This is a genomic window from Bernardetia sp. ABR2-2B (genome assembly GCF_037126435.1).
Lineage (GTDB): Bacteria > Bacteroidota > Bacteroidia > Cytophagales > Bernardetiaceae > Bernardetia.
The window spans coordinates 2,509,216-2,531,967 of sequence record NZ_CP147020.1; the positions used below are offsets into that span (position 1 = coordinate 2,509,216).

Genomic DNA, 22,752 nt, shown 5'->3' on the forward strand with positions numbered 1-22,752 from the left:
TTTTGAGCAGGTCTTAAACCTTTTTAATCGTTTCCATAATCTCCTCAACAGCCCTTTCTGCCGTTTCAAGTGCGCCATGAACGGTTGCAAAATGACCGTTGTAATGTGTGGCTTCTCCTGCAAAGAAAATTTTGTCTTCAATCGGACGAGCTAAGTGTTTTCTAAGTTTGTGCGAACCTATGGAAGCATACGAGTAAGAACCTTCAATATATTCCACCTTTGCCCAGTCCAAATATTCAAAATCTAAAATAGTAGCCGACGCATTTCCGTCAAAATGTTTGTCTAGCTCATCAATTAGTTTTTCTAAAATCTGTCCTTTTGAAAATCCATTTTCTGTATAATGTTTGGCTTTATCTCCCATAATAAATGCCGTCAGACCAAATGTAGAAGGATTTTTTATATACGGAACAGTTTCCCAATATTCGTTTGCTGCTTCCATTCCTACTAAATATTCTGTTTCTGTGCCGTCATTATATTTTTTCTGCCAAAAATTTTCAGAAAAATTTAGGAAAAATTTAATTGCATAATTATCCATTCCTATTTTATCAATGGCTTCTTGTTTTTTGGGTGGAAGTTCTGGTAAGAAAATGATTTTGTTTTGCTTTAATTGTGTCAATGGAACAGTTACCAAAACAGCATCTGCTCTATAATTTTGAAAATCTTTTGTGATAATCTCTACACCTTCTGCAAACGAACGAATCATAATTACAGGTTTTTCTAGCTGCAAAAATGGCTTTGTTTGCTCTTTCCATTCCTCCAAAAGACTCTCAAAGGACATACACATTCTATAATTTTGTTCCCCAGCTTCCCATTTATACTCTTCAATAGCTAATGATTTCATTCCTAAACTCTTTAGGTTTGTTCCCAAAGCACCAGCAAAAGCTTCATACCAACGATATGCATCGGGCTGACCAGTAGGCGTAATGTTGTGCTGCTCCAAAAAATCACTCAATGAAATATCATCGCCTTTATATAAATGATGTCCTTCGTAAAACTCTTCATAATCAGAAAAATACTGCTTGGCATCTTGCAGTTTTTTGATTTTTTTGCGTGAAAATAATTCATCTCGCCACAAAAAAGAAGAATTACCTTCTTTGTGTAATTTGTCTGCTTTTTTTGCCATTTTGTGAAATAGCGTACCTTTTCCGTGTACAAACTCTGCTCCCATTTCTAACTTGTAGGGAAAACGCTCCGTTTTTGTCCAAACTCGCCCTCCTGTTCGGTCAGAGGCTTCTAAGAGGGTTACTTCGTGTCCTTGTTCTATTAATAAAGAGGCTGCATAAAGTCCTGCTGCACCTGCACCAACAACAATAATTTGTTTTTTATTCGTAACTTTTGAAGAAGGAGTTTCCATAGAAATAGCTATTTTTTTTGGATTGAAAGAATGAGCTTAGTGTAAAAATAGCTTTATTTTTTTGGTTAGAAAACTAATAGTTATTCTTCCTCTTGATTTAAGTCATCTAAAAATTCATCTGTTACTTCACTAACTAAACTTTTTAGGCGATTATCTGATATATTTTCTTGTATTGATTTATCGTAAATACTCATCAAAAAAATAGTAATTTCTTCCTCGTCGTCAATATTTACCTTTACTAGATAATTAATTACTCTCAATCCACCACTTTTCCCCTTTCCTTTACTTTTTACAGCTAATCGAACCTTATAAATATTTTCTTTTATAAGTACTCCTGTTTTAGGGTTTGCTAGTAGAGTTTCTTCTAAGTCTATTAATTCTCCTTTCAAAGAAGAATACTTTTTTAATAGTTTCTTAGACTCTCTTCTAAAATTTTCAGTAATTATTATACTAGATTTCATTCAAAAAATCCTTTAATGTAGTTGCTTTTTTTTCTCCTCTTTGTATTTGTCCTACTTCTTTAAAAGCATCTTTTAGTTGCCTTTTTAGTTCTGTTTCTGCTTTTAGTTGTTTTACTTCCTTCAAAAATGTTTCCCATTCTGAAACAGAAAGTTGAACAAATAATTTTTGTCCTTGTTTATCAACTACGTAATTTGCCTTTGGATAATTCATATTGTTTTTAGTATTTAGATAGACTTTTTCTAAAAAACGTTGTTTTGACTGATTTAGTTTTTAGTAATTGTAAAATAGCTTTATTTGTAAGCAAAGACAAAAAAACTAGACTTTAAATTATTTATGAAAAACAGACATCCAAACCGTACAGTTCAAATTGGTTTTTTAGTAAGTATTATACTATCATTTCTTATTTCTCTTCTCTTGGATAGTAGTAGTGCAGTAGAAATGCCGTTTCAAGATACTTATATTGTATTACCACTTTATCTTTTTATTGGTTTATTAATTTCCCCATTCATTTTTTATTTTCTCTTTTATTCCGTCATAATCTTGATTAGAAGACAAACAAATCCTTTACTATCAAAGCTTCATTATTATATTAGTGCTTTTTCAACACTTATTTTATTTGGTTTATATTTCCTCTCTACTTCTCATGATTTCATTCCAAGAAGATATTTTTCCCATAATGAGTACGAACCTATACTTACCTTTTCAAATTCATTTTTTATTCCATTGATTATTTATTTGACTATTCAGTTCGGCTTCTTCTTCTACTTCCTTTTCACAATCAAAAAAATAAAATAAGTTCAAATTAGAAAAAACCAAAACTTTTCGTTTAAAAAAAGGTTCTATTATATATAACGCACAATCATATATATATTCTAAATCAATATTCTTGATATAAGTAGATTTAGAAATATTTTTAATATATATCATTTTTTAATCTAAAGAAAAAAACATGTCAGAAGTAAAAAATCTCATTGCTAAAGAAGCTATCGATAAAATGAAAGAAGTCGTGAAAGACCAACGAATTTGTATGTTTGCAACTCAACTTGCAAAAGCACCTTTTTCGGTTTGTCCGATGACAGCACAAGAAGTATCAGACGACGGACACATTTTGTTTTTGAGTGCAGCAGATAGCGACCACAACGAAAAAATATTATTAGACCCACGAGTTCAGCTTACATTTTCAAACGTTTCGAATAGTGAATTTTTGAGCGTTTATGGAAAAGCAACAATTTCGAAAAATAAAGAGAAAATTGATAAAATTTGGGACCCATTAGCAAAAGCATGGTTTCCAAACGGAAAAGATGACGTAAATCTTACAATTATTGAAGTATTTCCAGAAGATGCCTATTACTGGGATACAAAAGACGGAAAAGTTGTTTCTATGCTAAAGATTGTAGCATCAGCAATGACAGGCGAACAAATGGATGGAGGAATTGAAGGGCATTTGAAAGTGTAATTTAAAGCTCCTATAAGTAGCACCTATGAGATTTTGAAAGTCTTATAGGTGCTTTTTTTTACTGTTCTAAGGTTTCATTTCTCTCAACTGGAAGATAAATCAAAAACGTAGTTCCTTCTCCAATCGTACTTTCTACTTCTAGCTTTCCTTGATGTTTTTCTATCAATCCAAAACTTATTGAAAGTCCTAAACCTGTTCCTTGTCCAACTCCTTTTGTGGTAAAAAAAGGTTCGAAAATCTTCTGTCTTGTTTCTTCGTTCATTCCTCCTGCTGTATCTTGAATCAAAACTTTTGCTGTTTCTATCTTTAATGGAGATTCTTCTTTGGATAGTTTTTGGGTAGAAATAATAATTTGGTCTTTTTTAGTTGATTGCTTTTCTTCTTTTTCTCTTTTCTCTCTTTGTTCGTCTATTGCTTGAATTGCATTTGCAATAATATTTGTAAAAACTTGATTGAGCTTACCAGGAAAGCATTCTATTTGGGAAATCTGACTATCAAAATTTCGAACTATCTCAATATGGTCTTTATACTGTGGACGCAAAATAACAAGTGTAGCTACAATATTTTCATGCAAATCTGCCCATCGTAATTCTACCTCATCTAACCTAGAAAAAGTACGCAGCCCCTTTACAATCTCGCTCGTTCGGTGCGCTCCGTATCGAATATCTTTTACCAGTTGGTGTAAATCTTCTTTTAATTCTTCAAACTGAATTTCTTTTTTTAAGACCAAAATTTCATCAAACTTTTCTTTCATTTTGCTCTTTTTCACTTCTGACTCATCTTGTTTTTCTATTCTTTCATATTCTTCATACAAAGTCATAAGCTCTAAAAACTCATCTAATGTAACTTGAAGCGCATCAACTCCTGCATAGACAAAATTGATTGGATTATTTATCTCATGAGCAATCCCTGCTGTAAGCTGTCCCAAACTTGCCATTTTTTCAGACTGTACTAAATGAATTTGAGTTTGATTCAGACGTTGAACGGTGTCTTGTAGTTCTTCTTTTTGAGTTTGAAGTTGTGTTTTTTGTTTTACTATTTCTTCTGTTCGACTAGTAACTTCTCTTTCTAAATAAATTTGATTGCGTTTGTACTGCAAATTACGAAGGTAATAGACGAGAATTAAAATCAAAATCAGTCCTAAAACTCCTCCCACTTGAAACACCAAACGCTGATACCAATGAGGTTGTATAATCAAATTGATAACTGAAGGATTTTCTTCGTTCCAACTTCCATCGGCCTTTCTAGTAATCACTTCAAAACGATACTCGTTAGGAGGAAGATTTGTATAAGCTGCATTGCGCTGGTTTTGAGAATCGATCCAATCTTTATCAAAAGGAATAAGACGGTATTTGAAATCTAAAGAAGCTGAGTTTTGATAATCAAAGGCTGTAAAGAAAATCGATAAATATTGAGTTCCTGCTTCTAAGGAAATTTCTTTACTGAAATCATAAATTTTTCTCTCATCAGTTTCTATTTTTTCAAAAATTGCTTTTGAGTCGTTCTTTCTTTTTGCAATCGTCTCAGGATTTATCTTTGCAACACCTCTATATGTTGGAAACCAAATATTACCCTTAGAATCGACAAGACCTTTTCCTGTTCCGACCATTTGGTCACTTTTCATTCCATCAGTACGATTGAAAAAGCGACAGTCGACAAGCTTTCTTTCTCCACTAGCAAAATCATTGAGCTGCTTAGTTGCTATTCTCATTATTCCATTATTAGAAGGCAACCAAAAATATCCTTCATTATCTTCCAAAATATCAAAAACAGTAGCCTCACAAAGTCCTGAACTAGCATCAAAATTCGTTATTTTATCATCTTCTATACGTGTAAGTCCTGCATCTGTACCTAACCAAATAATATTATTCGCATCGACAAAAATGGAGAAAATAATATTACTTACGAGCCCGTTTTGTACCCAAAGTTGTTTTGTAATTATTTTGTTTTCTATAAATGAAATCCCTCTTTTTGTTCCGACAATTAATTTTCCTGTTTTATCTTCTGCCATACTCATTACGGTTTCGGAAGCTAAATTACTGTCTATTTGCTTGAACGAATCTGCTTCCGTGAGATAAAAAAGACCTGCTCTTCGTGTCCCTGCCCATATTGTAGAGTCTTTTGTTTGAAAAGTTAGGCGAACGTGGTCATCTATAAGTCCACTATTAGGAGCATAAATTTTGTGTTCGTTTTCTCGTGTAATCTTGACAAGTCCTCCATACGTACTTATCCAAAGACTAGAATCCCTATCGAAAAGCATATGTCTAACACGCTGACTAGGAAGCTGCAAAGGAAGTTTGGCATTTCTGACCGTATTTCCATAGACAATAGAAATAGAATCACTCTCTCCTGCCACTAAATATTTTTCAGGTGTAAATTGAATAATAGAATAAATTACGTTCGAACAAAGTCCTTCACTCGGACTAATATTTACAAAACTACCATCTAAAACCTGTACAAGCCCTCCTCTAAACATTCCTATCCAAATATTTCCTTCTTTATCAACAAGTAGTTTTTGAAGAATATTACTTGCAAGACCTTGCTTTTCATTGTAGTTTTCAAGACTATTTGTTTTTTTATTGAACCGATACAATCCATTTTCAGAAGCAATCCAAAAAAAACCGTTTGTATCTTCCAAAATATCATAGGCATCTTTTATTGCATTTATTTTTGGATAGGGAGAGTTAGCTAAAGAATCTCCTCTCAAAAGTCTTAGTCCTTTATCTGTTCCTACCCACAAGTTTTTATTGATATTCTTTGCAAATGAAATACCTCTAGTTTGCTCAAAATCTACTATTCTAGTTATTTTTTCATTTTGATAACGCACTATATCTCCACGCTGTGAAGCAAAATAAAGTGAATTGTCTTTTTCTAAAATAAAATAAATTGCACCTTGAAGATGCAAACGAAGCTCTTTAAGAGGTCTTAGTTGTCCATCTTTGTAAGAAAAAACGCCATTCGAACTTGTTCCTATCCAAATAGTACCTTTCTTATCTTCATAAATAACTTCAATGCTATATTCATTTATAATAGAAAGCTCTATCGGAACAGTCAGTTGGTTGTTTTCATATTTCAAAAGTCCTCGTTGTGTGCCTATCCATACATTTCCTTTCGAATCTGATAAAAGCGAACGAATTGCATGAGAGCGAATAATGGGTGTGTTTCTGACAGTATAAGAAGTAAATTTTGCGCCATCAAAACGAGCTAATCCGTCGTGTGTAGCAATCCAAATATACCCTTTTTGGTCTTGAATAACATCTAAAATAGCATTTGAAGGTAGTCCTTCTTCGGTAGTCCATTTTCTAAAAATATATTGAGAAAGGCTTTTTTTAGAATCAAGATTAATAGTTTGTTGAGCGAAACAAAAAGAAGGAAATACTAGAAAAGAGAGAAAAAAAAGCACAAATAAAAAACCTACTAAATAAGTAGTTTTTTTGAGCATAGAAATAAAGAAGTATTTTTTTTTAAGATAATTCACTCTCTTTTTTGTTTTTTTCAAAATTGAAGTACGTCAAATTTTTTGAGTTTTGGAAATTAATAAAGTATATAAACATAGGTTTGAGAAGTTAGTTAGAAAACAAGACTATTTCAAAACCTTATTTTTCATTTAATGACCTTTCTACTCAAAGCACTAAATACATTACAAAAACATATTCGAAGCATCGGTATGGTAATTTTGTCAGCCTTATTACCCATTTTGGCAAGTACAGGCATTACGGTATTGCTTTTGTATTTTGAAAGTGAACTCTTACTATGGAATTTTTGGCAATGGCTTTTTCTATATTTAGCAGTAAGTATTTTGATGGGTTTTGCGCTTATGCCTACCACCTTGATGGCTTTTTTGACAGGCTATTTTTTGAGTTTTGAAGGAACGCCTTTAATGATTATTTCTTATTTGATGGCTTCTTATATAGGTTATCAATTAGGATTATTTTTGGAAGGAAAAAAAATTCATAAAAATTTACTAGAAAAACCAAAAGTAAATCGTTTTTTGTCTTCCTTAAAAGAAAAAAGCTGGAAATTGATTATTTTAGTAAGATTATCGCCAGTTTTGCCTTTTTCTGTAATGAATTTGGTGCTTTCAGCGATTCGTTTTCCAATAAAGATTTTTTTGATAGGCTCTTTTATAGGAATGCTGCCCAGAACTCTTTTTGCCATCTATATCGGAACAAAAGCTCAAACACTAAAAAGTTTGATAGAAAATGAAACAAAAACTGACTTTCCATATTCCGAAATTATCATTATTTTATTGACCTTAATTACTATTTTTGGAATTGGTAGAATGGTCAGAAATTCAATGAAAGAAGTAAATAGTGATAAGTGATTAATTATTAGTGAACAGCTAAAACATTTTTTCAGAATAAACAGTAATAAATAAAAAAAACACAAAGACCCTAAGGGTTTTGAAAACCTTTAGGGTCTAGTTATAAAAATAAAAAAACATGCCTAGACTAACACCTGTTGTAAAAGTATTATTGATTCTAAATATTGCTATTTTTGCTTTGCAATACTTTGTTTTTGGAGGAAATAACCCAAATCAAATAGATGTATTGACCCAATTGTTTGGGTTACGTTATTTTGGTGCAGAGAGCTTTGCTCCTTATCAGCTTATTACGCACATGTTTTTGCATGGAGGCTTGTGGCATATTTTAGGAAATATGTATGCACTCTTTATTTTTGGTCCTCCTTTAGAAACTTATTTTGATTCCAAACGCTTTCTTGCTTTATATATGATTGCAGGTTTGGGAGCTGCTGTTTTGCATGTGGGAGCGAGTGCGTGGGAAGTGCAAAATAGAGAAATATTAATTGTTGAATTTGAGGCTCATCCAGAACCTGCTTTATTTTCAGCTTTTATAGACAAAGAAGGTTATCTTAATTATAATCCTGCGACGGTAGATAATTTCATAGGTGAGTTTAGACAAAATCCTAAAAATCAATCTTATGTTATTGAAGCCAAACGAGTAATGAATGAAATGGCACAAACAAAACGAAATATTCCAACTGTAGGAGCATCAGGTGCAATATTTGGAATCTTGGCAGCCTTTGGGATTGTTTTCGCTAATGTGAAGTTGGTTTTACTTTTTCCTCCTATTCCAATAAAAGCGAAATATCTTGTTTTTGGTTATGCGTTGTATGAAATTTATGCCATTTACCAAGCCAATCCGACGGATAATGTAGCTCACTTTGCACACATTGGAGGATTTATTTTTGGAATTATCTTGGTTAAATTGTGGGGAAAGAATGACAAACCGATGAGGTGGAATTAGAGTTTTATGTCGTTGGTGGGGACACCAACAACGGCAAGAGTAAATTTTAAAAAGACCGTTGCTCGTGTCCCCACGAGTGACACCATAAAAAAAATATATAACTATGGACTTTTCAGAACGAATAAAATACGAGTGGAACAAATCTGATAATACCTTGATGCGTATTGTGATGATAAATGTGGTATTGTATCTTCTCTTTGCTGTCATTATTATTGTGGCAAAGTTTGGTAATCTACCTGCTTTGAGTGAGTTTGCTGTTAAGGCTTTTTATTTACCTCCAAGTCTGCCTGAACTAGCCTTCCGACCTTGGACACTAATTACATACGGCTTCACACACTCTTTAGGAGATATTTTTCATATTCTTTTTAATATGCTAATTCTCTATTGGTTTGGCTCAATAATAGTTTCAGAAATTGGTTCGAATCGTTTATTAGGACTTTATATTTGGGGGATTTTGGCTGGAGCAGTTGCATTTTTGATGCTTTATAATCTTGTTCCTTTCTTTATTCAACTTCGTAGCTCTACTTTGGGGCTTATTGGTGCTTCAGCAGGTGTTTATGCTGTGGTAGCAGCAGCAGGAACATTACTTCCCAATATGAAAATGAATTTGTTTTTGATTGGAGAGGTAAGCTTAAAATGGATTGCCATAGGTTATGTTGCTTTGTCCTTTGTTTCTTTAGCAGGGTTCAATGCAGGTGGAAATATGGCACATTTGGGAGGAGCTTTGATAGGTTATTTATTTATTATTCAATATAAAAAAGGAAATGATTGGAGCAAACCTGTGGTAAGTTTTGTTACTTTCTTTCAAAATCTGTTCAAAAGAAAACCTAAGATGAAAGCTCGTAGAGGAGGAAGTGCAGCAAGTAATGAAGAGTACAATCAACAAAAACAAGCACGAGCAAAAAAATCTACTGAAGAACAAAATCAGATTGATGATATTTTAGATAAAATATCAGCTTCTGGTTATGAATCTCTCACACAAAAAGAAAAACAGATTTTATTCCAAGCTAGTAAAAAGTAGTTTTAGGTGTATTTAATATATTTCTGATTCTAAAAGTCTGAACTATTTGAATTACATTTGATTAAAATTACTGAATTACTTGCCTTTATTGGTGTTTTAGTGTAACGATACCAACAAATATATAAAGCAAAATAAATATCTTAAAATGTCAAAAGAAACTCAAATCCTTCCAACATTCTCTTTACAAGAAGCACAAAAAGCATTAGAAAGTCATATCAAAGACCTCAATACAGAAGGTAAGCCAAAAGATTTGTATGCTCCTATAGAATATATTATGTCACTAGGAGGTAAGAGAATGCGTCCTTTACTTGTTCTTTTGGGTTATTCGTTATATGATTCGGAATGGAGAAATGCTGTTGCTCCTGCTATCGTAACAGAGGTTTTTCATAATTTTACACTCTTGCACGATGATATTATGGACAATGCGCCTATTCGTAGAGGACAACCAACAGCACATGAGAAGTGGGACGAAAATACAGCTCTTTTGTCAGGAGATTTGATGCTTATCAAGACCTATCAATGGTTTGGAGAGTCTATTCCTTCAGATAAATTGCATTCTGTTTTGCAGCTTTTTAATAAATGTGCGATTGGAGTTTGTGAAGGGCAGCAGTTTGATATGGAATTTGAAACTCGGAATAATCCAGAGAACGATGTAAAAATAGAGGAATATCTTGAAATGATAAAACTCAAAACAGCCGTTTTATTAGGCTTTTCTTTAGAATTAGGAGCTGTTTTGGGAGGAGCAAAACCTTATGAGGCACAGCAACTTAGAGAAGTCGGAATTTCGGCAGGTATTGGCTTCCAACTTCATGATGATATTTTAGATGTTTATGCCGACCCAAAAACTTTTGGAAAGCGAGTAGGTGGAGATATTACAGAAAACAAAAAAACTTATTTGATGCTAACAGCTTTACAAAAAGAAAAAGAAGCTGGACAAAATCAATTACAAAACTGGATTAATAAAACTGATTTTGATGAAGCAGAAAAAGTAAAAGCTGTTACTCAGATTTATAACAAATTGAATATAAGAGCAATCACGGAAGATAAAATGAATCAATACTTTGAGAAGTCTTATACTACTTTAGAAAATCTTTCTGTCAGACATCCAAAACAGAAAGAGTTTTTGAAGCAATTTTTGATACAAATACAGGAAAGACAGAAGTAAACATAAATAGTCATTTTTCATAGCATTGCTTAGTTACACTATGAAAAATGACTTGGTTTCAATGATTTAATTATTAGATTCTAGCTTATTAATTCTAGAGATATAATCTTTTGCATTTTTATTATTTGGGTTCAATTCTAATGATATTTTATAATTTAGAAGAGCTTTCTTGTAGTCATTATCATTAAAATAAGCCTCTCCCAAACTATCATAAAGGTTTGCATTTTTTGGGTCTTCTGAAATAGCAAATTCAAATATTTCTATTGCTTTTTTTGTTTGATTATTAAATAATAGTTCATAGCCAAAACGATTCAAATAATTAGAACCAAATGCATAGTTAGTAGTATCACTTTTTAATCTTCTATACTCTGTTTGAGCCTTTTTAGGATTTTCTATGAAATCTGTTTTTAATAAAGAAACTAAATTAAGTTTGGGATATTGAATTAAGTCTGTTTCAATTTTATTATACAAATTTACCCAGTCATTAAAAGCAGCGTCAGAAGTATTATTCATCATTAATATCAATCCATAATCTGATTCTGGACAAACTAAAATAACACTTTGGACACCATTCGATGTTCCTGTTTTAGAATAATAAAAACCTTCAACTTCTTCTACTCCTACATCCCACAAATAACCTATGCTTTCCTCTTCATTCTCAAACAGAAAACGAGTAGATTCTTCGATGAGTGGATTTTTACTTTCTAATTGAAATTGCATAAACTTTGTCAAATCTGGTAATGTAGAAAGAACGCCGTATGCTCCACCAGGCAAAGTGTTTTTAAGTAAAGGTACTTGCTTTTTATCTTCACCATAGCCATTAATAATGTAATCTTTTTGTTTTTCATATTCTTGTAGATAGCTATTTCTCATACCTAATTCATCAAAAAAATCTTCAAGTAATTCTTTATACGGTTTTTCATATACTTTACTCAAAATACAGGTAAGCAGTTCAGAACCAACAAGGTTGTATTCATAGAATGTTCCTGGTTTTTTGTCTAATTTTGCAGTTTCAAGTTCTTCCAATAAATCATTGGTGTCATAATCAAATTCTTTATTTTCATAGTACCCAGCCCTAACTTGTTCATTTATTTTTTCTAGTTTTTTAGGTGTTCTATTTTTTAATCCAAGAGTATGAGTAAGTAAATTTTTAATCTTGATGGGTGTTCCTTCAAACTCTAAATTAGAGAAATCGTTTTCAAAATACATTCTGATGTCATCTTCTAATGTTATTTTACCTTCTACAACAGCTTTTGCGACAAGAGAACCAACAAAAACTTTTGAGATTGAAGCCACTTCATAAAGTGTGCTATCAGTAGGGGAGTTATTAGCATTTGTATCTATTTCTCCATAATAATTATGATACATCTCCTCATTTTTATAAACGCTTATTGCTAGTGAGTTTATGTTCCCTTTTTTTAGTGTATTCTGTGCGTATTGGTCGATAATTTTTTGAAGTTTTTTAAATTTCTTCTGTTGCTCTATTTTCAAATTTATTCTTTCAATAAATTTCTTTGCGCCTTTGTTTTTTGGGTTTAATGCAAGTGATTTTTCATAGTTTATCTTAGCTTTCTCGTAGTTATTATTTTCAAAATAGGCTTCTCCAAAACTATCAAAAAGATTAGCATCACTTGGCATAAGTGTAGTTCCATAATCAAAAACCTTAATAGCAGCTTGAGGATTATTATTATCATTTAACCATTCGTAGCCAATCATATTTATGATATTGTTGAAACCCATTTCTTGCAATTCTTTCTCAGTTATATCTTCCGAACTATCTACTAATTCTTTCAAAAAACGAGTAGGGTTTTCTTTGTCATTATATTTTTGATAATGCTTGTTTCCAACAGATTCCTTTGAAAACAAATCAGCTATCATCATTCTATGATTTCCTTTTTTTAGTTCTTCTATCAAATCAAGCTCTATAAAAGTTGAATAATCATGAAAAAGATATACTCTAACTTTGAGAGTGTTCAAGTTATAAATAGTAGAATATTGTGTTCCAAAGGTTTTAGAGCTAGAAAGACTTTTCATGACTTCACTACAATAATCTAAAGAAGCATTAGCCTTTGAGGATTTGATAAATTTTAGCCCACATTGAACATTTTCAAGCTTTATATCTTTCTCTGATTTGATTTGTGAGTAATAGAAGTTTGAAAATATTTTTTCTTTATCTTCTCCTATAATTAACTCATCTCCTTCTACTATTAGATACGCTCCAGACTTGTCGACAAATACAATCTGACTACTTGATAATGAACTCAAATTTATTTTTGATAAATACTCTTTTACTTCTTCTACATTATCCATTGTCTGCATTATTTTTCTAATTGCACGACCAATAGGAATATCTGTTTTTCCTTCTGTATTATTTACGGGTAATTCAGGATTCGCAAAACCATCAAAAACTAAACCTGCTTCGTTAATTGCACCTTGAGCAAAGTTATCAAGTAAACCCATATACATAACACCATAATTGTCAGTATTTCCACTCTCAAACCAAAATTGACTGTTGGGGCTTACCCAATCTTCATTGTTTCCTACAATGGTTTTTCCATCTTTACTAATTTTATACATGCTACAAGCATTTGATAGCAATGGATTTAAAAAAAGTAGTAACAGCGTATATAAAAATATGAGATTATTTTTCATGTGTTCAGCTAGAGGTTGTTAGTTTGATTTTTTACAAAATGTAAAAAAAATAAATTATTATTTTTATACATAGACAAGGAAAGCAAAAAAAGGTTGCTTTTTTGGACAAAAAAACTAAATTTTATCTTCACAAGAGCGTTTTCAAAAAACTGAAATTAATTTATCTTAAACTTCTATCAAAATCACAAGAAATTCTTTTTTAATCAAAAAATCTGTATTTTTGCAGTATCAAATCTGTTTATCAGAACCTTTTAAATCAATCAACTATGTTAAATACACTTCTCTTTATCGGTGGACTTGGAGCTTGGGAAATTGCTCTCATTATGCTTATCGTCCTTGTATTCTTTGGCGCAAAGCGCATTCCTGAACTTGCTCGTGGAGTAGGGCGTGGAATCCGTGAGTTTAAAGATGCAACCAGCGAAGTAAAAAACTCAATAGAAGCAGAAAGTAAAAAAGAAGATGTTTCTACAACTAAAAAAGACGCCTAAAAAGTACAACGGACTTCCTAGTCTGTTCGAAAAAGACAAAAAATAAATTAATACGAAAGAAAACAAACAGAATTTTGTAAGTTCTATGTTTTCCTTCGTATTTTTGCTTTTATATAAAATGACGTAGAATAATTGTTTTGAGCATTCAAAATTAAACCAATTTTTCTATTCGTAATTCGTAATTTTTAATTCGTAATTAAATTGAAAACTCATATAGATTCCTTTGCTTCTGTCCAAAAAGCCATTCATAACAAAACGATTACTTGCGTAGAGTTGGTCAATCATTATTTGAAAGTCATCAATGAAAAAAATCCTTCTCTAAATGCTTTTTTAGAAGTGTATGAAGAAGAAGCCAAAACACAGGCAAAAGTTGTCGATGAAAAAATCCAAAACGGCACAGCAGGAAAATTAGCTGGAATGGTCGTCGGATTGAAAGATGTTTTGTGTCATAAAGACCACAAACTACAAGCAGCTTCAAAAATGCTAGAAGGTTTTGAATCTCAATTTGATGGAACTGCCGTAGAACGTCTTTTGAAAGAAGATGCTATCGTCATTGGTCGTCAGAATTGTGATGAGTTTGCGATGGGTTCTACCAATGAAAATTCTGCTTTTGGAGTAGCAAAAAATGAAATCGGCGAAAATAGAGTTCCAGGAGGAAGTTCTGGAGGCTCGGCTGTGGCAGTTCAGGCAGGAATGTGTATGGTTTCTTTAGGTTCTGATACAGGTGGTTCGGTTCGCCAACCCGCTGCTTTTTGTGGAATTGTTGGTTTGAAACCTACCTATTCACGCATTTCTCGTTATGGTCTGATTGCCTTTGCCTCGTCTTTTGATAGCATTGGGATTTTTGCAAATAATGCTGCTGATACAGCGATTACTTTAGAAGTTATTGCAGGAAAAGATGATAATGATAGTACCGTTTCTCAAAGAGAAGTTCCGAATTATTCAGAATTAGTAAAACAAGAGCAAAGCAAAAAGCCAAAAATCGCTTACTTCAAAGAAACATTGAACAGTGAAGGACTGAATGAAGAAGTAAAAGCTGCAACCGTAGCCAAAATAGATAAATTGAGAAGTGAAGGCTATGAGGTAGAGGAAGTTGATTTTTCTCTTCTAAAATATGCTCTACCAACTTATTATATTCTGATTACGGCAGAGGCAAGTACAAACTTGTCAAGATATGATGGTGTTCGTTATGGTTTCCGTAGTCCGAATGTTACTGACTTAGAATCCATGTACAAAAGAACTCGTACAGAAGGATTTGGTAAGGAAGTCAAGCGCAGAATTATGTTAGGAACATTTGTCTTGAGTGCAAGTTATTATGATGCCTACTTTACGAAAGCACAAAAAGTAAGACGTAAAATACAAGAGGCAATGAAAGAAGTATTTAAAGAATATGACTTCATTATTTCTCCAACAACACCTACAACAGCTTTTGAGATTGGAAAATACGAAGGCGAAACGGTAGAGCTTTATTTAGCTGATTTGTTTACTGTTCCTGCTTCTGTGGTCGGTATTCCTGCGATTTCTATTCCAAACGGAACAGACAAAGAAGGTTTGCCTATCGGACTTCAAATAATGGGAAATTATTTTTCAGAAGATAAATTATTGGCTTTTGCTGATGAGTTGATGAATTAAAATAACATTAGACAATGACTAAAGATAAAGAAAGTAAAAAAGAGCAAATTTGGATGACTATTTTTACAGTTATTCCAGTTGTTCTTTTTATGAATGTTGGAGAATATTTTACTGATGATAGTAAAATGAAGATTCTTTATTCAGCAGTATTTGGGGGGCTAAGTGGAGGTATTGGAGCAGGACTGTTTCTTCTATTTAAGAATAAATCTTCTTTGATTAAGATAATAGCCTTAATTTCGTTTATTTCTATTTTTGCTGTTTTTATTAGAGCAATTTACATCTATTCTTTTCCAGAAAAAGAGGTCTTAATTGAAGAGGAAGTTTTAATTACTTGTTCTGTATGTGGTTATAAAACTCTAACAAAAGATGATAAACTATGTGGAGAGTGTTTGGTCGAACTCACAGAATCTGAAATGACCGAAGAAGGATATAGTTCAATGGAAGAGTTTATAAAAGAAGAACAGATAATATTTTTTTCTTCAGACTCATTAGTTGATACTGTTGATTTTTATAATCCAAAAATATCTGAGTATGAATATGAAAAAGATTTGAATTGGACACCCCTTGTTTCTAAAGATTCTGTTTTGAAATTTAACAAAGAATATGTGAATTTTAAAGAAAACTACTCTTTGGATGTAGAGTAGAAGTAGATAGCCTAACAGGTTAAAAAATGAAGAGTTTTTCTCAGTATAATAGAACTTCCAAAAAATCGTTTGAGTAATTACTTGAACGATTTTTTTATATCAAAACATCCTAACCTTATATCTATGAAAAATATCATCTTAATAATAATCTGCTTTTTTACTTTTGTTTCTTCTTCATTTTCTTGTGAAAATGCCGAACAACTCAAATTATTTCCTATTGGAATTTATAATAACACAGTTATTTCAGTTGATATAGAAATTACAAGAAGGTTTGCTTATGAAATTGGTAAAAGGTATAATGTAACTATTCATGACAGTATAAGCACAAATTCTGCTGTATCTTTAAAAAATCGTTTATCTGTCTATGATTTGAATCAAAATCTTATTTCTTCAGAAATTATTGATTCTACTTATTTTATTGGAAGAGATTACACAAAAGAACTAAGAAAAAATCATGACAAAGTAGTAAAATTGATTTTGAAGAAATATCCTACTATCGAACTCTTTGAAGTAAAATATTTGTCTTTTTGTGATTTTCAAGAGAAATGTAATTATATCAAAACTAATTATAATGATAGTACAAAAACTAAAAAAGTAATACATGAAGGCAAGAGCTATGATTTAGAAGGTTTGAAAGATAAGAACAATTACTTTTTGAGTGATAATTATTTAGAAAACTATATTCCTTCCCTACCTATTAGTTCGATTCGAATTTATGAAACTCAAAAAGTAAAACTGATTACTGTTCATTTAGGAACACAAAGCAATTTACCTGTGTTTGCTAACATGCCTAAAAAGGAATATCAAGATGAGAAAATAGATTATTCCTCTATCAAAACATTTGTCTATCAAGAACCTCTAAATCATCATGGATATGGATTAGATGTCTTTTTTTCTATTGTAAAATAAGCTAATGAGGAAGCAAATAACGAGTCATTCTTATACCAAATAAAATTATTTTTTCTTTTTAAATAAGATAAAATTATAGATTTTAAGTTAGTAGGTACAAAAAAAAGCTAGTAAAATTAATTACTAGCTTTTAAAGATAAGAGGTTGCGAGCGTACAGTCAAAACCCCATTCATTGTGGCAAATAAGGTATTTTTTGGCTTGTGTTGCCTATGGTGTTTCCCATCAAAAATACCTTCCTTTAGGCAAGTAGCTAGGCTACTTTTTCCTCTTCTGCTTCTACGTTGTTATAAGCAGAATAAGAAACAAATAGATTTGCAGAACTACTACTTGCCTTACCCTTTCCCAAATTTAATTCTTCCACTAACTGTGAAATATCTAACTTGTCAGAGTTTCTTAGAATAAATTGGTACATAATGTTCATTTGACTTTGTAACTCCATAAACCTTCTCTCCAAAGAAGTTACTTTTTTCTCTTTCTCTTCTGATTCCTTTTCTAGCTTCTCATATTTATTCTTCCATTCGGAATTATTGTCTGATTCAGATTTAAGCATTTCTCCAGTTCCAAACTTGAGCCACGAATTGTTGATTCCTTTTTTGTCAAAATATGCTAGTACATTATCATTGATAGTTTTTACTTTTCCTCGTTCAATCATACTGATTGTTTCCGTAGATGTGTTGGTTTCTTCTCCTAATTTTACTTGAGTTAGTCCAAAATGTTTACGAATTTCTTTAAATCTAACTTGTTGATTCATAGGTATTTACGTTTTAATCCAAAAAATAATACAGATTTATCGATAAAAATACTTGTAAATCCGTAACTGTTTACTATATTTGTCGTATAGAGTAACAACAATACTCAACAAATTTACGAATTTTATCAACAAATGTTTTATATCCAAATGGAAAAAGTTGAAAATGGTTTAGCATCAATCACGGCAAGGGATATAAGCAGCAGTCTAAAAGATGATTTTTTGAAGGTTATTGACCGTCAAAAAATGAAAATAAAAGATGCAATGACAGTCTTTATGGAGGCTTCTGTATTGTATCCAGACACAATACCCGAATTACTCACTAAAGTAAATGCTTATTCTATTATGGCAAAACGAAATGACTATTCAGATAAGGACAAGATAGCCATATTTGATTTGGACACCCAGTACAGGCAACTTACTGATGCCATGCGAAATGCAAAAAATGACACAGTAAAGAAAGATTTTGAAAATAGGCGAGATAAGGTAGTAGAGCAAAAAAAGCTCATTACGAATAAATATGCCTAACCTACTCTTTCAAAAAAATATTCATTCACAACCCAACTAAAAACTCAAAATTATGGAAGCTGTTAGCGAAAAATGTAAAATCAAATTTGATGGCGAAACACCTCAAATTGTAGTTCCAAATAATGATTATGCTCTGGCTGCACTCTTTGAAGAAAGCCAAGCAAATGAAGTATTCTTTATGCCTGTTGATTTTCCAGATGGACAAATGATTATTCAGCTTCAAGATGAGAGCTATACAGAGCAGTTTGTAGAAGATTTGAACTACAACATAGGATAAAACTTTAATCCTCTCTTTCAAAAAAATATTCATTCACAACCCAACTAAATACTCAAAATTATGCAAGCGCAATCAGAAATAACCATCAAAAAAGTAGAAGTAGGCGACACTATAAAAATACGAACACCTAAAGGAATAGCCACAGCCAAAGCAGCTTCATTAAAGCCTTTAGATAGAGTACAAATCAAAAATTGTTCAGACCCTTCTTACAACTATATCATTTTTGATAATGAGGACATACTGGAAATTGTAGAAAACCCTGTTAATGAAATAGACTACAAACAGAAGTATGAAAAACTTTTGGCAGAGAATAAAGAACTGAAATATCAAGCTGACCTTAAAGATTTTTCAATAGGACAGATTGATTTATACACAAGAGAAAATAAAGCTCTTATCAAAGAACGAGATGCTTTTCGTGCTAAAGCATACGACTTGGAGAGTAAAGTTACTGAAATGAGTGTAGAAATAAAGTTTCTAAAAAAACTACTTGATAGATAGTATTTGTATGTATTGAGAGGACAAAAATATTGTTTCTGTCTTCTTTAAAAAAAACGATTGAACGTAATATGAGGATGCCCTTTGTCCTCAAAAAAAGGGAATATTATAAGTAAGTCGTCAGCTAGGTTAGTACAGTGGTTAGTACGCTGATGTGAGCCTCTAGGAGCAGTCAGAAACAGGAGTTCGAATCTCTTACCTAGTGCAAAATATCACTTTGATATTTTTTGGGTAAAGAAGAGAATAACAAGGGGGTTATTCTCTTCCAACTAAAATCAACTAGCACTTTAAAAATGAATCTCATAGTAGAAATTATCATTTACATTTTGGCAGTTTTGGTGTGTTTAATCATTGTAGCTATGCTTATTGATTCTATCATCATAGATTTTATGCCAAAGAAAATACAAGACTGGTGGGAACATCGCTACTGGTAATGTAAACCTTAAAATCAATAGAAAAATGGCAAAACAACGATTACCCTACCAAATGACGATACAAGAACGGAATGCTAAAGTAGTTACGATGAATCGTGCATTGAAAGTTATTGTAAGTCATAAAATTGAGTGTAGGAAAGCAAGAAAGGCAGAAGAGCCAGAACCGTATTTGAAACTGTCAGAAGTAGAAGTACAAACATTGATAGATGCTTGTTGTCTTGCAAAAGATGCCTTAAAAGGTGTCCAGATAGAAATGTTTAAAGAAGGAATGCCGTAGAACTATAAAACAACTGACAGTATGGAACATCTTATCTCATTGATAGAAAATAATTTAGAACTTACTTTTTCATTTTTCTGTGTGGTTACAAGTTGTATATCAGTCATTTTACTAAGTAGAGTGAATATGTCATTGCGTAAAGAAAACGATAAGTTACGCCACGAAAATACACGTTTACACAATCGTCAAATAACTGGATTCGGAATACGTCCTTAAAAAATAATCTTATGGAAGACTTTTTAAATTTCTTAATAGTAATGTTAGTGCCTTATATGCTTGGAGTGGCTGTTACGCTTGTTCTTTTTAGAAAAACATTTGAAGAAGAAAGGGAGGGACAAAAGCTACTAGAAGAAAAAAATAAGGAGCTAGAACGCAAGAACTATCGTCTTCAGAACAAAATATATGAAGATGAAAAACACATTGAATTTCTACATACAGCAGTAGATGTAGAATATGAAAAGCAACAAAATAACCTATGGTAACTCTAATTTACACGCTACTCATAAGCCTTGTTTTCGTATTTGTGATTTTGGTATTCTTTATCCGAAAAGCAGCCAAATCAGAAGTAGAAAACGAAGCTCTACGAAAGCAGAATCAACAACTAAAATCTAAACCAAAATGACTTACTTACTTATTTTTTTACTCGTTTTGTGTGTGTTTTTACTAATCAAAAAGTCTTTTCAGTTGAGAAAGGAAAAAAGTAAATTCATACAACTGGAACTAGAAAGATGGCAAGTTCATCTTTTATTCAAAGACTATGTTTTCAACAAGAATTTGCAAAATGAGATAGCCACTTTGGAATACTTCAAAAAGTATGGTTTGGGAGAGGAAAATCCAGAATCTGCTAAAATCTATGAGAGTTTTGAGAAATATTTAGAACAACAAGAACTATGAAAGCAACTGACAAAATACTGCAAGCCTTTGGAGGACTAGGAAAGAAGCCAAGTGAAAATCATAGTGGCGACCCATTCCAACAGGCTCTGAATGAAACACGAGCTAAAGGCTACTATGAAGAAGCAGCCCAAAAACTCACACCGACCACACAAGCCCAAAAAAGGCGTGGTTCGTTCAAAATAGTAAAGTCTTTAAAAGGCTTCTATCATATTGTTTCTTTCCTTTTAGGATTGATAACAGCTTATTTGGTAGGCAAAACCTTTGCCCCCAACTTTGACAGCGTAGAAATGATAGCAATGGCTATTCTGATAGGGCTTTTTTCAGTAGGAATATTCTACGCCCTTGAAAAAATGAAAGCTGAATCTGCTCAATCTATTGCTCAATCAAGAGCCATAGGAGACAAAGCAAGTACCATGTCGTGGATTGGTTTGCTCACTTGTACACTTGCCAGTATTGTTATTTCGGCAACAGGTGGAGCGCATATTTCGGCTACTCTCCAAGATAAGAGTTCAGAAATTACGGCTACTTCTAACCAAGAAGCTGACAGTATAAAAGCTAGTTTTTCCGAACAAATAAGTAGTTATGACCTACTTATCAATAGTGCGAATGAAACTCTCAAAAAACACAAAACAAGTTGGCAAGCCATAACTGCTAGAAAAGACTTGAAAGAAGCACAAGAACAGAAAAATAAACTTTTAGAAATGCAAACAGCAGCTTTATCTGAAATTAAAGCAGATACTAAAAGCTCACTTTCTGCCAATGACAAAGACAGTTCAAAGAATGCGCTCATTGCAGCAGTCGTAATTCTGATACTAGAAATACTTTGTATTTATGGCTACTTCTATGAATATTCATATTATCGTTTTGCACTTGATGAAGGCGTTGCTTTCAATGTCATACCTCCAGTTGTTATCTTTCCAGAGGTTCAATATCAACAGGCAAGTTTAGGAGGGTTTCAAGCTCAACACCAACATAAAAATCCGATTGGATTTGGTAGTCAGAATAGAAATAATGACCCTCAAGCAAGTAGTCAGAATCACGTTTGTAGGAACTGTGGAACTAGCTTATCACATAAGCGTTCTGATGCCGTTTTTTGCTCCAATAATTGTAGAGTAATACATCATCGCAACATTGGAACAGGAACAAAAGGACAAGTGTACCGATGAGAAAAAAAATGTTCATCAAAAAATCGTGTAACGGATAACTGTAACGGTTTGTAACGGCTATTAACGCCTAGAACGGCTATAAAGAGGTTTTTGTAACGGATAAAAACGGATAGGATTATCCGTTACACAAGTGTTACACAAACGTTCGGAAAACGTTACAACCATTTTTATTAATTAAAACCCAACTTTAAAGCTAAAAATTATGGCAGACCAAACCCAAACTCCAGAACCAAATGTAGCAGACACAAATGTTGCAAATGAATCAGCTACTGATAGTGTAGTTGTTGAAAAATTTGCTACAACGATTGTAGAATTATGGCTTTCTCCAACAGGACAAAAAAGCTATGTTCGTACCGTGGTAAGAAATGATAAAGAGGAAATTGTTGAGGACTTTAAAGCCAATTTACCTAAGACCACAGCTAGAAAATTTCTCAACCAACCAGCTTTTGAGGAATTAGAAATGACAATGAAAAAAGGTTATACAGTTGTCCGTATGCCTTAGTAAAATGCAATAAATAAGAAAAGACAAAAACCCCTATTCTTCTAGGGTAGGGATTTTTTTTTACTCAATAATCACTTACTATCTGAAAATTATGAACCCAGTAGAAGACCAAGTCAAAGAAACACTAGCTATTTTCCTCAAAGAACTCACAGAGCTTCACGAAGCTGATGAGAAACAGGAGCAGTTGAAAAAGGAAAGTGAAAAGGTAAATACCTTGATAGTTGAAATAGATGAAAGAGGAAGCTACTTGACACACTTTTTCAATGCAGCAGAATCTGAACCAAACGAACATTTGGCAGGTATCTCTTACAATGATTTGAAACGTCAAATACAGATTCTCAACTCTCAAAAAAGGAAAGAAAAACAGACAAACTCTTAAA

At 32.3% G+C, this 22,752-nt stretch carries 28 protein-coding genes and 1 tRNA gene; 22 read left to right on the forward strand and 7 right to left on the reverse strand.

What is annotated here, in order from left to right; all coding sequences use genetic code 11:
• Positions 1-13: 13 nt before the first annotated feature.
• The 4 genes from WAF17_RS10560 to WAF17_RS10575 all read right to left on the reverse strand — a co-directional run bounded on the left by WAF17_RS10560 (position 14) and on the right by WAF17_RS10575 (position 2,743).
• Positions 14-1,354 carry an NAD(P)/FAD-dependent oxidoreductase gene (locus WAF17_RS10560; RefSeq protein WP_338769796.1) on the reverse strand — a complete coding sequence of 447 codons (1,341 nt, stop codon included), beginning with the start codon at positions 1,352-1,354 and terminating at the stop codon, positions 14-16.
• 80 nt (positions 1,355-1,434) lie between these two features.
• Positions 1,435-1,815 (reverse strand): hypothetical protein, encoded by a 381-nt coding sequence (locus tag WAF17_RS10565; protein ID WP_338769799.1) that lies wholly within the window; start codon positions 1,813-1,815, stop codon positions 1,435-1,437.
• Complete coding sequence (locus WAF17_RS10570; RefSeq protein WP_338769802.1) at positions 1,805-2,026, reverse strand: hypothetical protein; 222 nt, start codon at positions 2,024-2,026, stop codon at positions 1,805-1,807. Before WAF17_RS10570 ends, WAF17_RS10565 begins: the two co-directional genes overlap by 11 nt.
• 498 nt (positions 2,027-2,524) lie before the next feature.
• Complete coding sequence (locus tag WAF17_RS10575; protein WP_338769805.1) at positions 2,525-2,743, reverse strand: hypothetical protein; 219 nt, start codon at positions 2,741-2,743, stop codon at positions 2,525-2,527.
• 22 nt (positions 2,744-2,765) lie between these two features.
• On the opposite strand from WAF17_RS10575, the gene WAF17_RS10580 reads away from it, so the two are divergent.
• A complete protein-coding gene (locus WAF17_RS10580; RefSeq protein ID WP_338769808.1) occupies positions 2,766-3,272 on the forward strand; it encodes a pyridoxamine 5'-phosphate oxidase family protein in 507 nt (168 codons plus the stop codon).
• A gap of 58 nt (positions 3,273-3,330) precedes the next feature.
• Here the strand turns inward: WAF17_RS10580 and WAF17_RS10585 are convergent, their stop codons facing one another.
• Positions 3,331-6,714 carry a two-component regulator propeller domain-containing protein gene (locus WAF17_RS10585; protein WP_338769812.1) on the reverse strand — a complete coding sequence of 1,128 codons (3,384 nt, stop codon included), beginning with the start codon at positions 6,712-6,714 and terminating at the stop codon, positions 3,331-3,333.
• Positions 6,715-6,882: 168 nt separating this feature from the next.
• Here WAF17_RS10585 and WAF17_RS10590 point away from each other — a divergent pair, with 168 nt between their 5' ends.
• From WAF17_RS10590 to WAF17_RS10605, 4 genes are all read left to right on the forward strand, one after another.
• On the forward strand, positions 6,883-7,596 hold the full coding sequence (locus WAF17_RS10590) for a VTT domain-containing protein (protein WP_338769815.1): 714 nt from the start codon (positions 6,883-6,885) through the stop codon (positions 7,594-7,596).
• Between the two features lie 118 nt (positions 7,597-7,714).
• Entirely contained in the window at positions 7,715-8,539 is an 825-nt protein-coding gene (locus WAF17_RS10595) for a rhomboid family intramembrane serine protease (RefSeq protein WP_338769816.1), read from the forward strand.
• A gap of 103 nt (positions 8,540-8,642) precedes the next feature.
• Positions 8,643-9,560, forward strand: a complete 918-nt coding sequence (locus WAF17_RS10600; RefSeq protein ID WP_338769817.1) for a rhomboid family intramembrane serine protease — start codon at positions 8,643-8,645, stop codon at positions 9,558-9,560.
• A gap of 145 nt (positions 9,561-9,705) precedes the next feature.
• The gene (locus tag WAF17_RS10605) at positions 9,706-10,725 is read left to right on the forward strand and encodes a polyprenyl synthetase family protein (protein WP_338769818.1); all 1,020 of its coding nucleotides are present in this window, start codon (positions 9,706-9,708) and stop codon (positions 10,723-10,725) included.
• 66 nt (positions 10,726-10,791) lie between these two features.
• On the opposite strand, the gene WAF17_RS10610 is transcribed toward WAF17_RS10605, so the two are convergent.
• Positions 10,792-13,377 carry a serine hydrolase gene (locus WAF17_RS10610; protein WP_338769819.1) on the reverse strand — a complete coding sequence of 862 codons (2,586 nt, stop codon included), beginning with the start codon at positions 13,375-13,377 and terminating at the stop codon, positions 10,792-10,794.
• Positions 13,378-13,643: 266 nt separating this feature from the next.
• On the opposite strand from WAF17_RS10610, the gene WAF17_RS10615 reads away from it, so the two are divergent.
• The 4 genes from WAF17_RS10615 to WAF17_RS10630 all read left to right on the forward strand — a co-directional run bounded on the left by WAF17_RS10615 (position 13,644) and on the right by WAF17_RS10630 (position 17,050).
• On the forward strand, positions 13,644-13,865 hold the full coding sequence (locus tag WAF17_RS10615; protein WP_338769821.1) for a twin-arginine translocase TatA/TatE family subunit: 222 nt from the start codon (positions 13,644-13,646) through the stop codon (positions 13,863-13,865).
• 201 nt (positions 13,866-14,066) lie between these two features.
• Positions 14,067-15,497, forward strand: coding sequence for an Asp-tRNA(Asn)/Glu-tRNA(Gln) amidotransferase subunit GatA (gatA, locus tag WAF17_RS10620; protein ID WP_338769823.1), 1,431 nt, complete (start codon positions 14,067-14,069; stop codon positions 15,495-15,497).
• Positions 15,498-15,511: 14 nt separating this feature from the next.
• A complete protein-coding gene (locus tag WAF17_RS10625) occupies positions 15,512-16,141 on the forward strand; it encodes a hypothetical protein (RefSeq protein WP_338769826.1) in 630 nt (209 codons plus the stop codon).
• Positions 16,142-16,264: 123 nt separating this feature from the next.
• The gene (locus WAF17_RS10630; protein ID WP_338769827.1) at positions 16,265-17,050 is read left to right on the forward strand and encodes a hypothetical protein; all 786 of its coding nucleotides are present in this window, start codon (positions 16,265-16,267) and stop codon (positions 17,048-17,050) included.
• Between the two features lie 251 nt (positions 17,051-17,301).
• Here WAF17_RS10630 and WAF17_RS10635 read toward each other — a convergent pair whose 3' ends face one another.
• Positions 17,302-17,802, reverse strand: a complete 501-nt coding sequence (locus WAF17_RS10635; protein ID WP_338769829.1) for a helix-turn-helix transcriptional regulator — start codon at positions 17,800-17,802, stop codon at positions 17,302-17,304.
• Between the two features lie 147 nt (positions 17,803-17,949).
• Here WAF17_RS10635 and WAF17_RS10640 point away from each other — a divergent pair, with 147 nt between their 5' ends.
• The 13 genes from WAF17_RS10640 (at position 17,950) to WAF17_RS10700 (ending at position 22,751) form a co-directional block, all read left to right on the forward strand.
• Complete coding sequence (locus WAF17_RS10640; RefSeq protein ID WP_338769833.1) at positions 17,950-18,327, forward strand: hypothetical protein; 378 nt, start codon at positions 17,950-17,952, stop codon at positions 18,325-18,327.
• 52 nt (positions 18,328-18,379) lie between these two features.
• Positions 18,380-18,604 carry a hypothetical protein gene (locus WAF17_RS10645; protein ID WP_338769836.1) on the forward strand — a complete coding sequence of 75 codons (225 nt, stop codon included), beginning with the start codon at positions 18,380-18,382 and terminating at the stop codon, positions 18,602-18,604.
• A 60-nt stretch (positions 18,605-18,664) separates the two neighbouring features.
• The gene (locus WAF17_RS10650; RefSeq protein ID WP_338769838.1) at positions 18,665-19,102 is read left to right on the forward strand and encodes a hypothetical protein; all 438 of its coding nucleotides are present in this window, start codon (positions 18,665-18,667) and stop codon (positions 19,100-19,102) included.
• 120 nt (positions 19,103-19,222) lie between these two features.
• Positions 19,223-19,304: transfer RNA gene (locus WAF17_RS10655), tRNA-Pro, on the forward strand.
• 88 nt (positions 19,305-19,392) lie between these two features.
• On the forward strand, positions 19,393-19,533 hold the full coding sequence (locus WAF17_RS10660; RefSeq protein ID WP_338769841.1) for a hypothetical protein: 141 nt from the start codon (positions 19,393-19,395) through the stop codon (positions 19,531-19,533).
• Positions 19,534-19,558: 25 nt separating this feature from the next.
• Entirely contained in the window at positions 19,559-19,810 is a 252-nt protein-coding gene (locus tag WAF17_RS10665; protein ID WP_338769844.1) for a hypothetical protein, read from the forward strand.
• A 21-nt stretch (positions 19,811-19,831) separates the two neighbouring features.
• Complete coding sequence (locus WAF17_RS10670) at positions 19,832-20,026, forward strand: hypothetical protein (RefSeq protein ID WP_338769847.1); 195 nt, start codon at positions 19,832-19,834, stop codon at positions 20,024-20,026.
• 11 nt (positions 20,027-20,037) lie between these two features.
• A complete protein-coding gene (locus WAF17_RS10675) occupies positions 20,038-20,292 on the forward strand; it encodes a hypothetical protein (RefSeq protein ID WP_338769848.1) in 255 nt (84 codons plus the stop codon).
• Positions 20,286-20,432 (forward strand): hypothetical protein, encoded by a 147-nt coding sequence (locus WAF17_RS10680; protein WP_338769850.1) that lies wholly within the window; start codon positions 20,286-20,288, stop codon positions 20,430-20,432. The genes WAF17_RS10675 and WAF17_RS10680 overlap by 7 nt, the downstream gene beginning before the upstream one ends.
• The gene (locus WAF17_RS10685; protein WP_338769852.1) at positions 20,429-20,704 is read left to right on the forward strand and encodes a hypothetical protein; all 276 of its coding nucleotides are present in this window, start codon (positions 20,429-20,431) and stop codon (positions 20,702-20,704) included. The genes WAF17_RS10680 and WAF17_RS10685 overlap by 4 nt, the downstream gene beginning before the upstream one ends.
• On the forward strand, positions 20,701-21,870 hold the full coding sequence (locus tag WAF17_RS10690) for a hypothetical protein (protein ID WP_338769854.1): 1,170 nt from the start codon (positions 20,701-20,703) through the stop codon (positions 21,868-21,870). Before WAF17_RS10685 ends, WAF17_RS10690 begins: the two co-directional genes overlap by 4 nt.
• Before the next feature lie 202 nt (positions 21,871-22,072).
• Positions 22,073-22,372, forward strand: coding sequence for a hypothetical protein (locus tag WAF17_RS10695; RefSeq protein ID WP_338769855.1), 300 nt, complete (start codon positions 22,073-22,075; stop codon positions 22,370-22,372).
• A 91-nt stretch (positions 22,373-22,463) separates the two neighbouring features.
• The gene (locus tag WAF17_RS10700; RefSeq protein WP_338769857.1) at positions 22,464-22,751 is read left to right on the forward strand and encodes a hypothetical protein; all 288 of its coding nucleotides are present in this window, start codon (positions 22,464-22,466) and stop codon (positions 22,749-22,751) included.
• The last annotated feature ends 1 nt before the right edge of the window (position 22,752 follow it).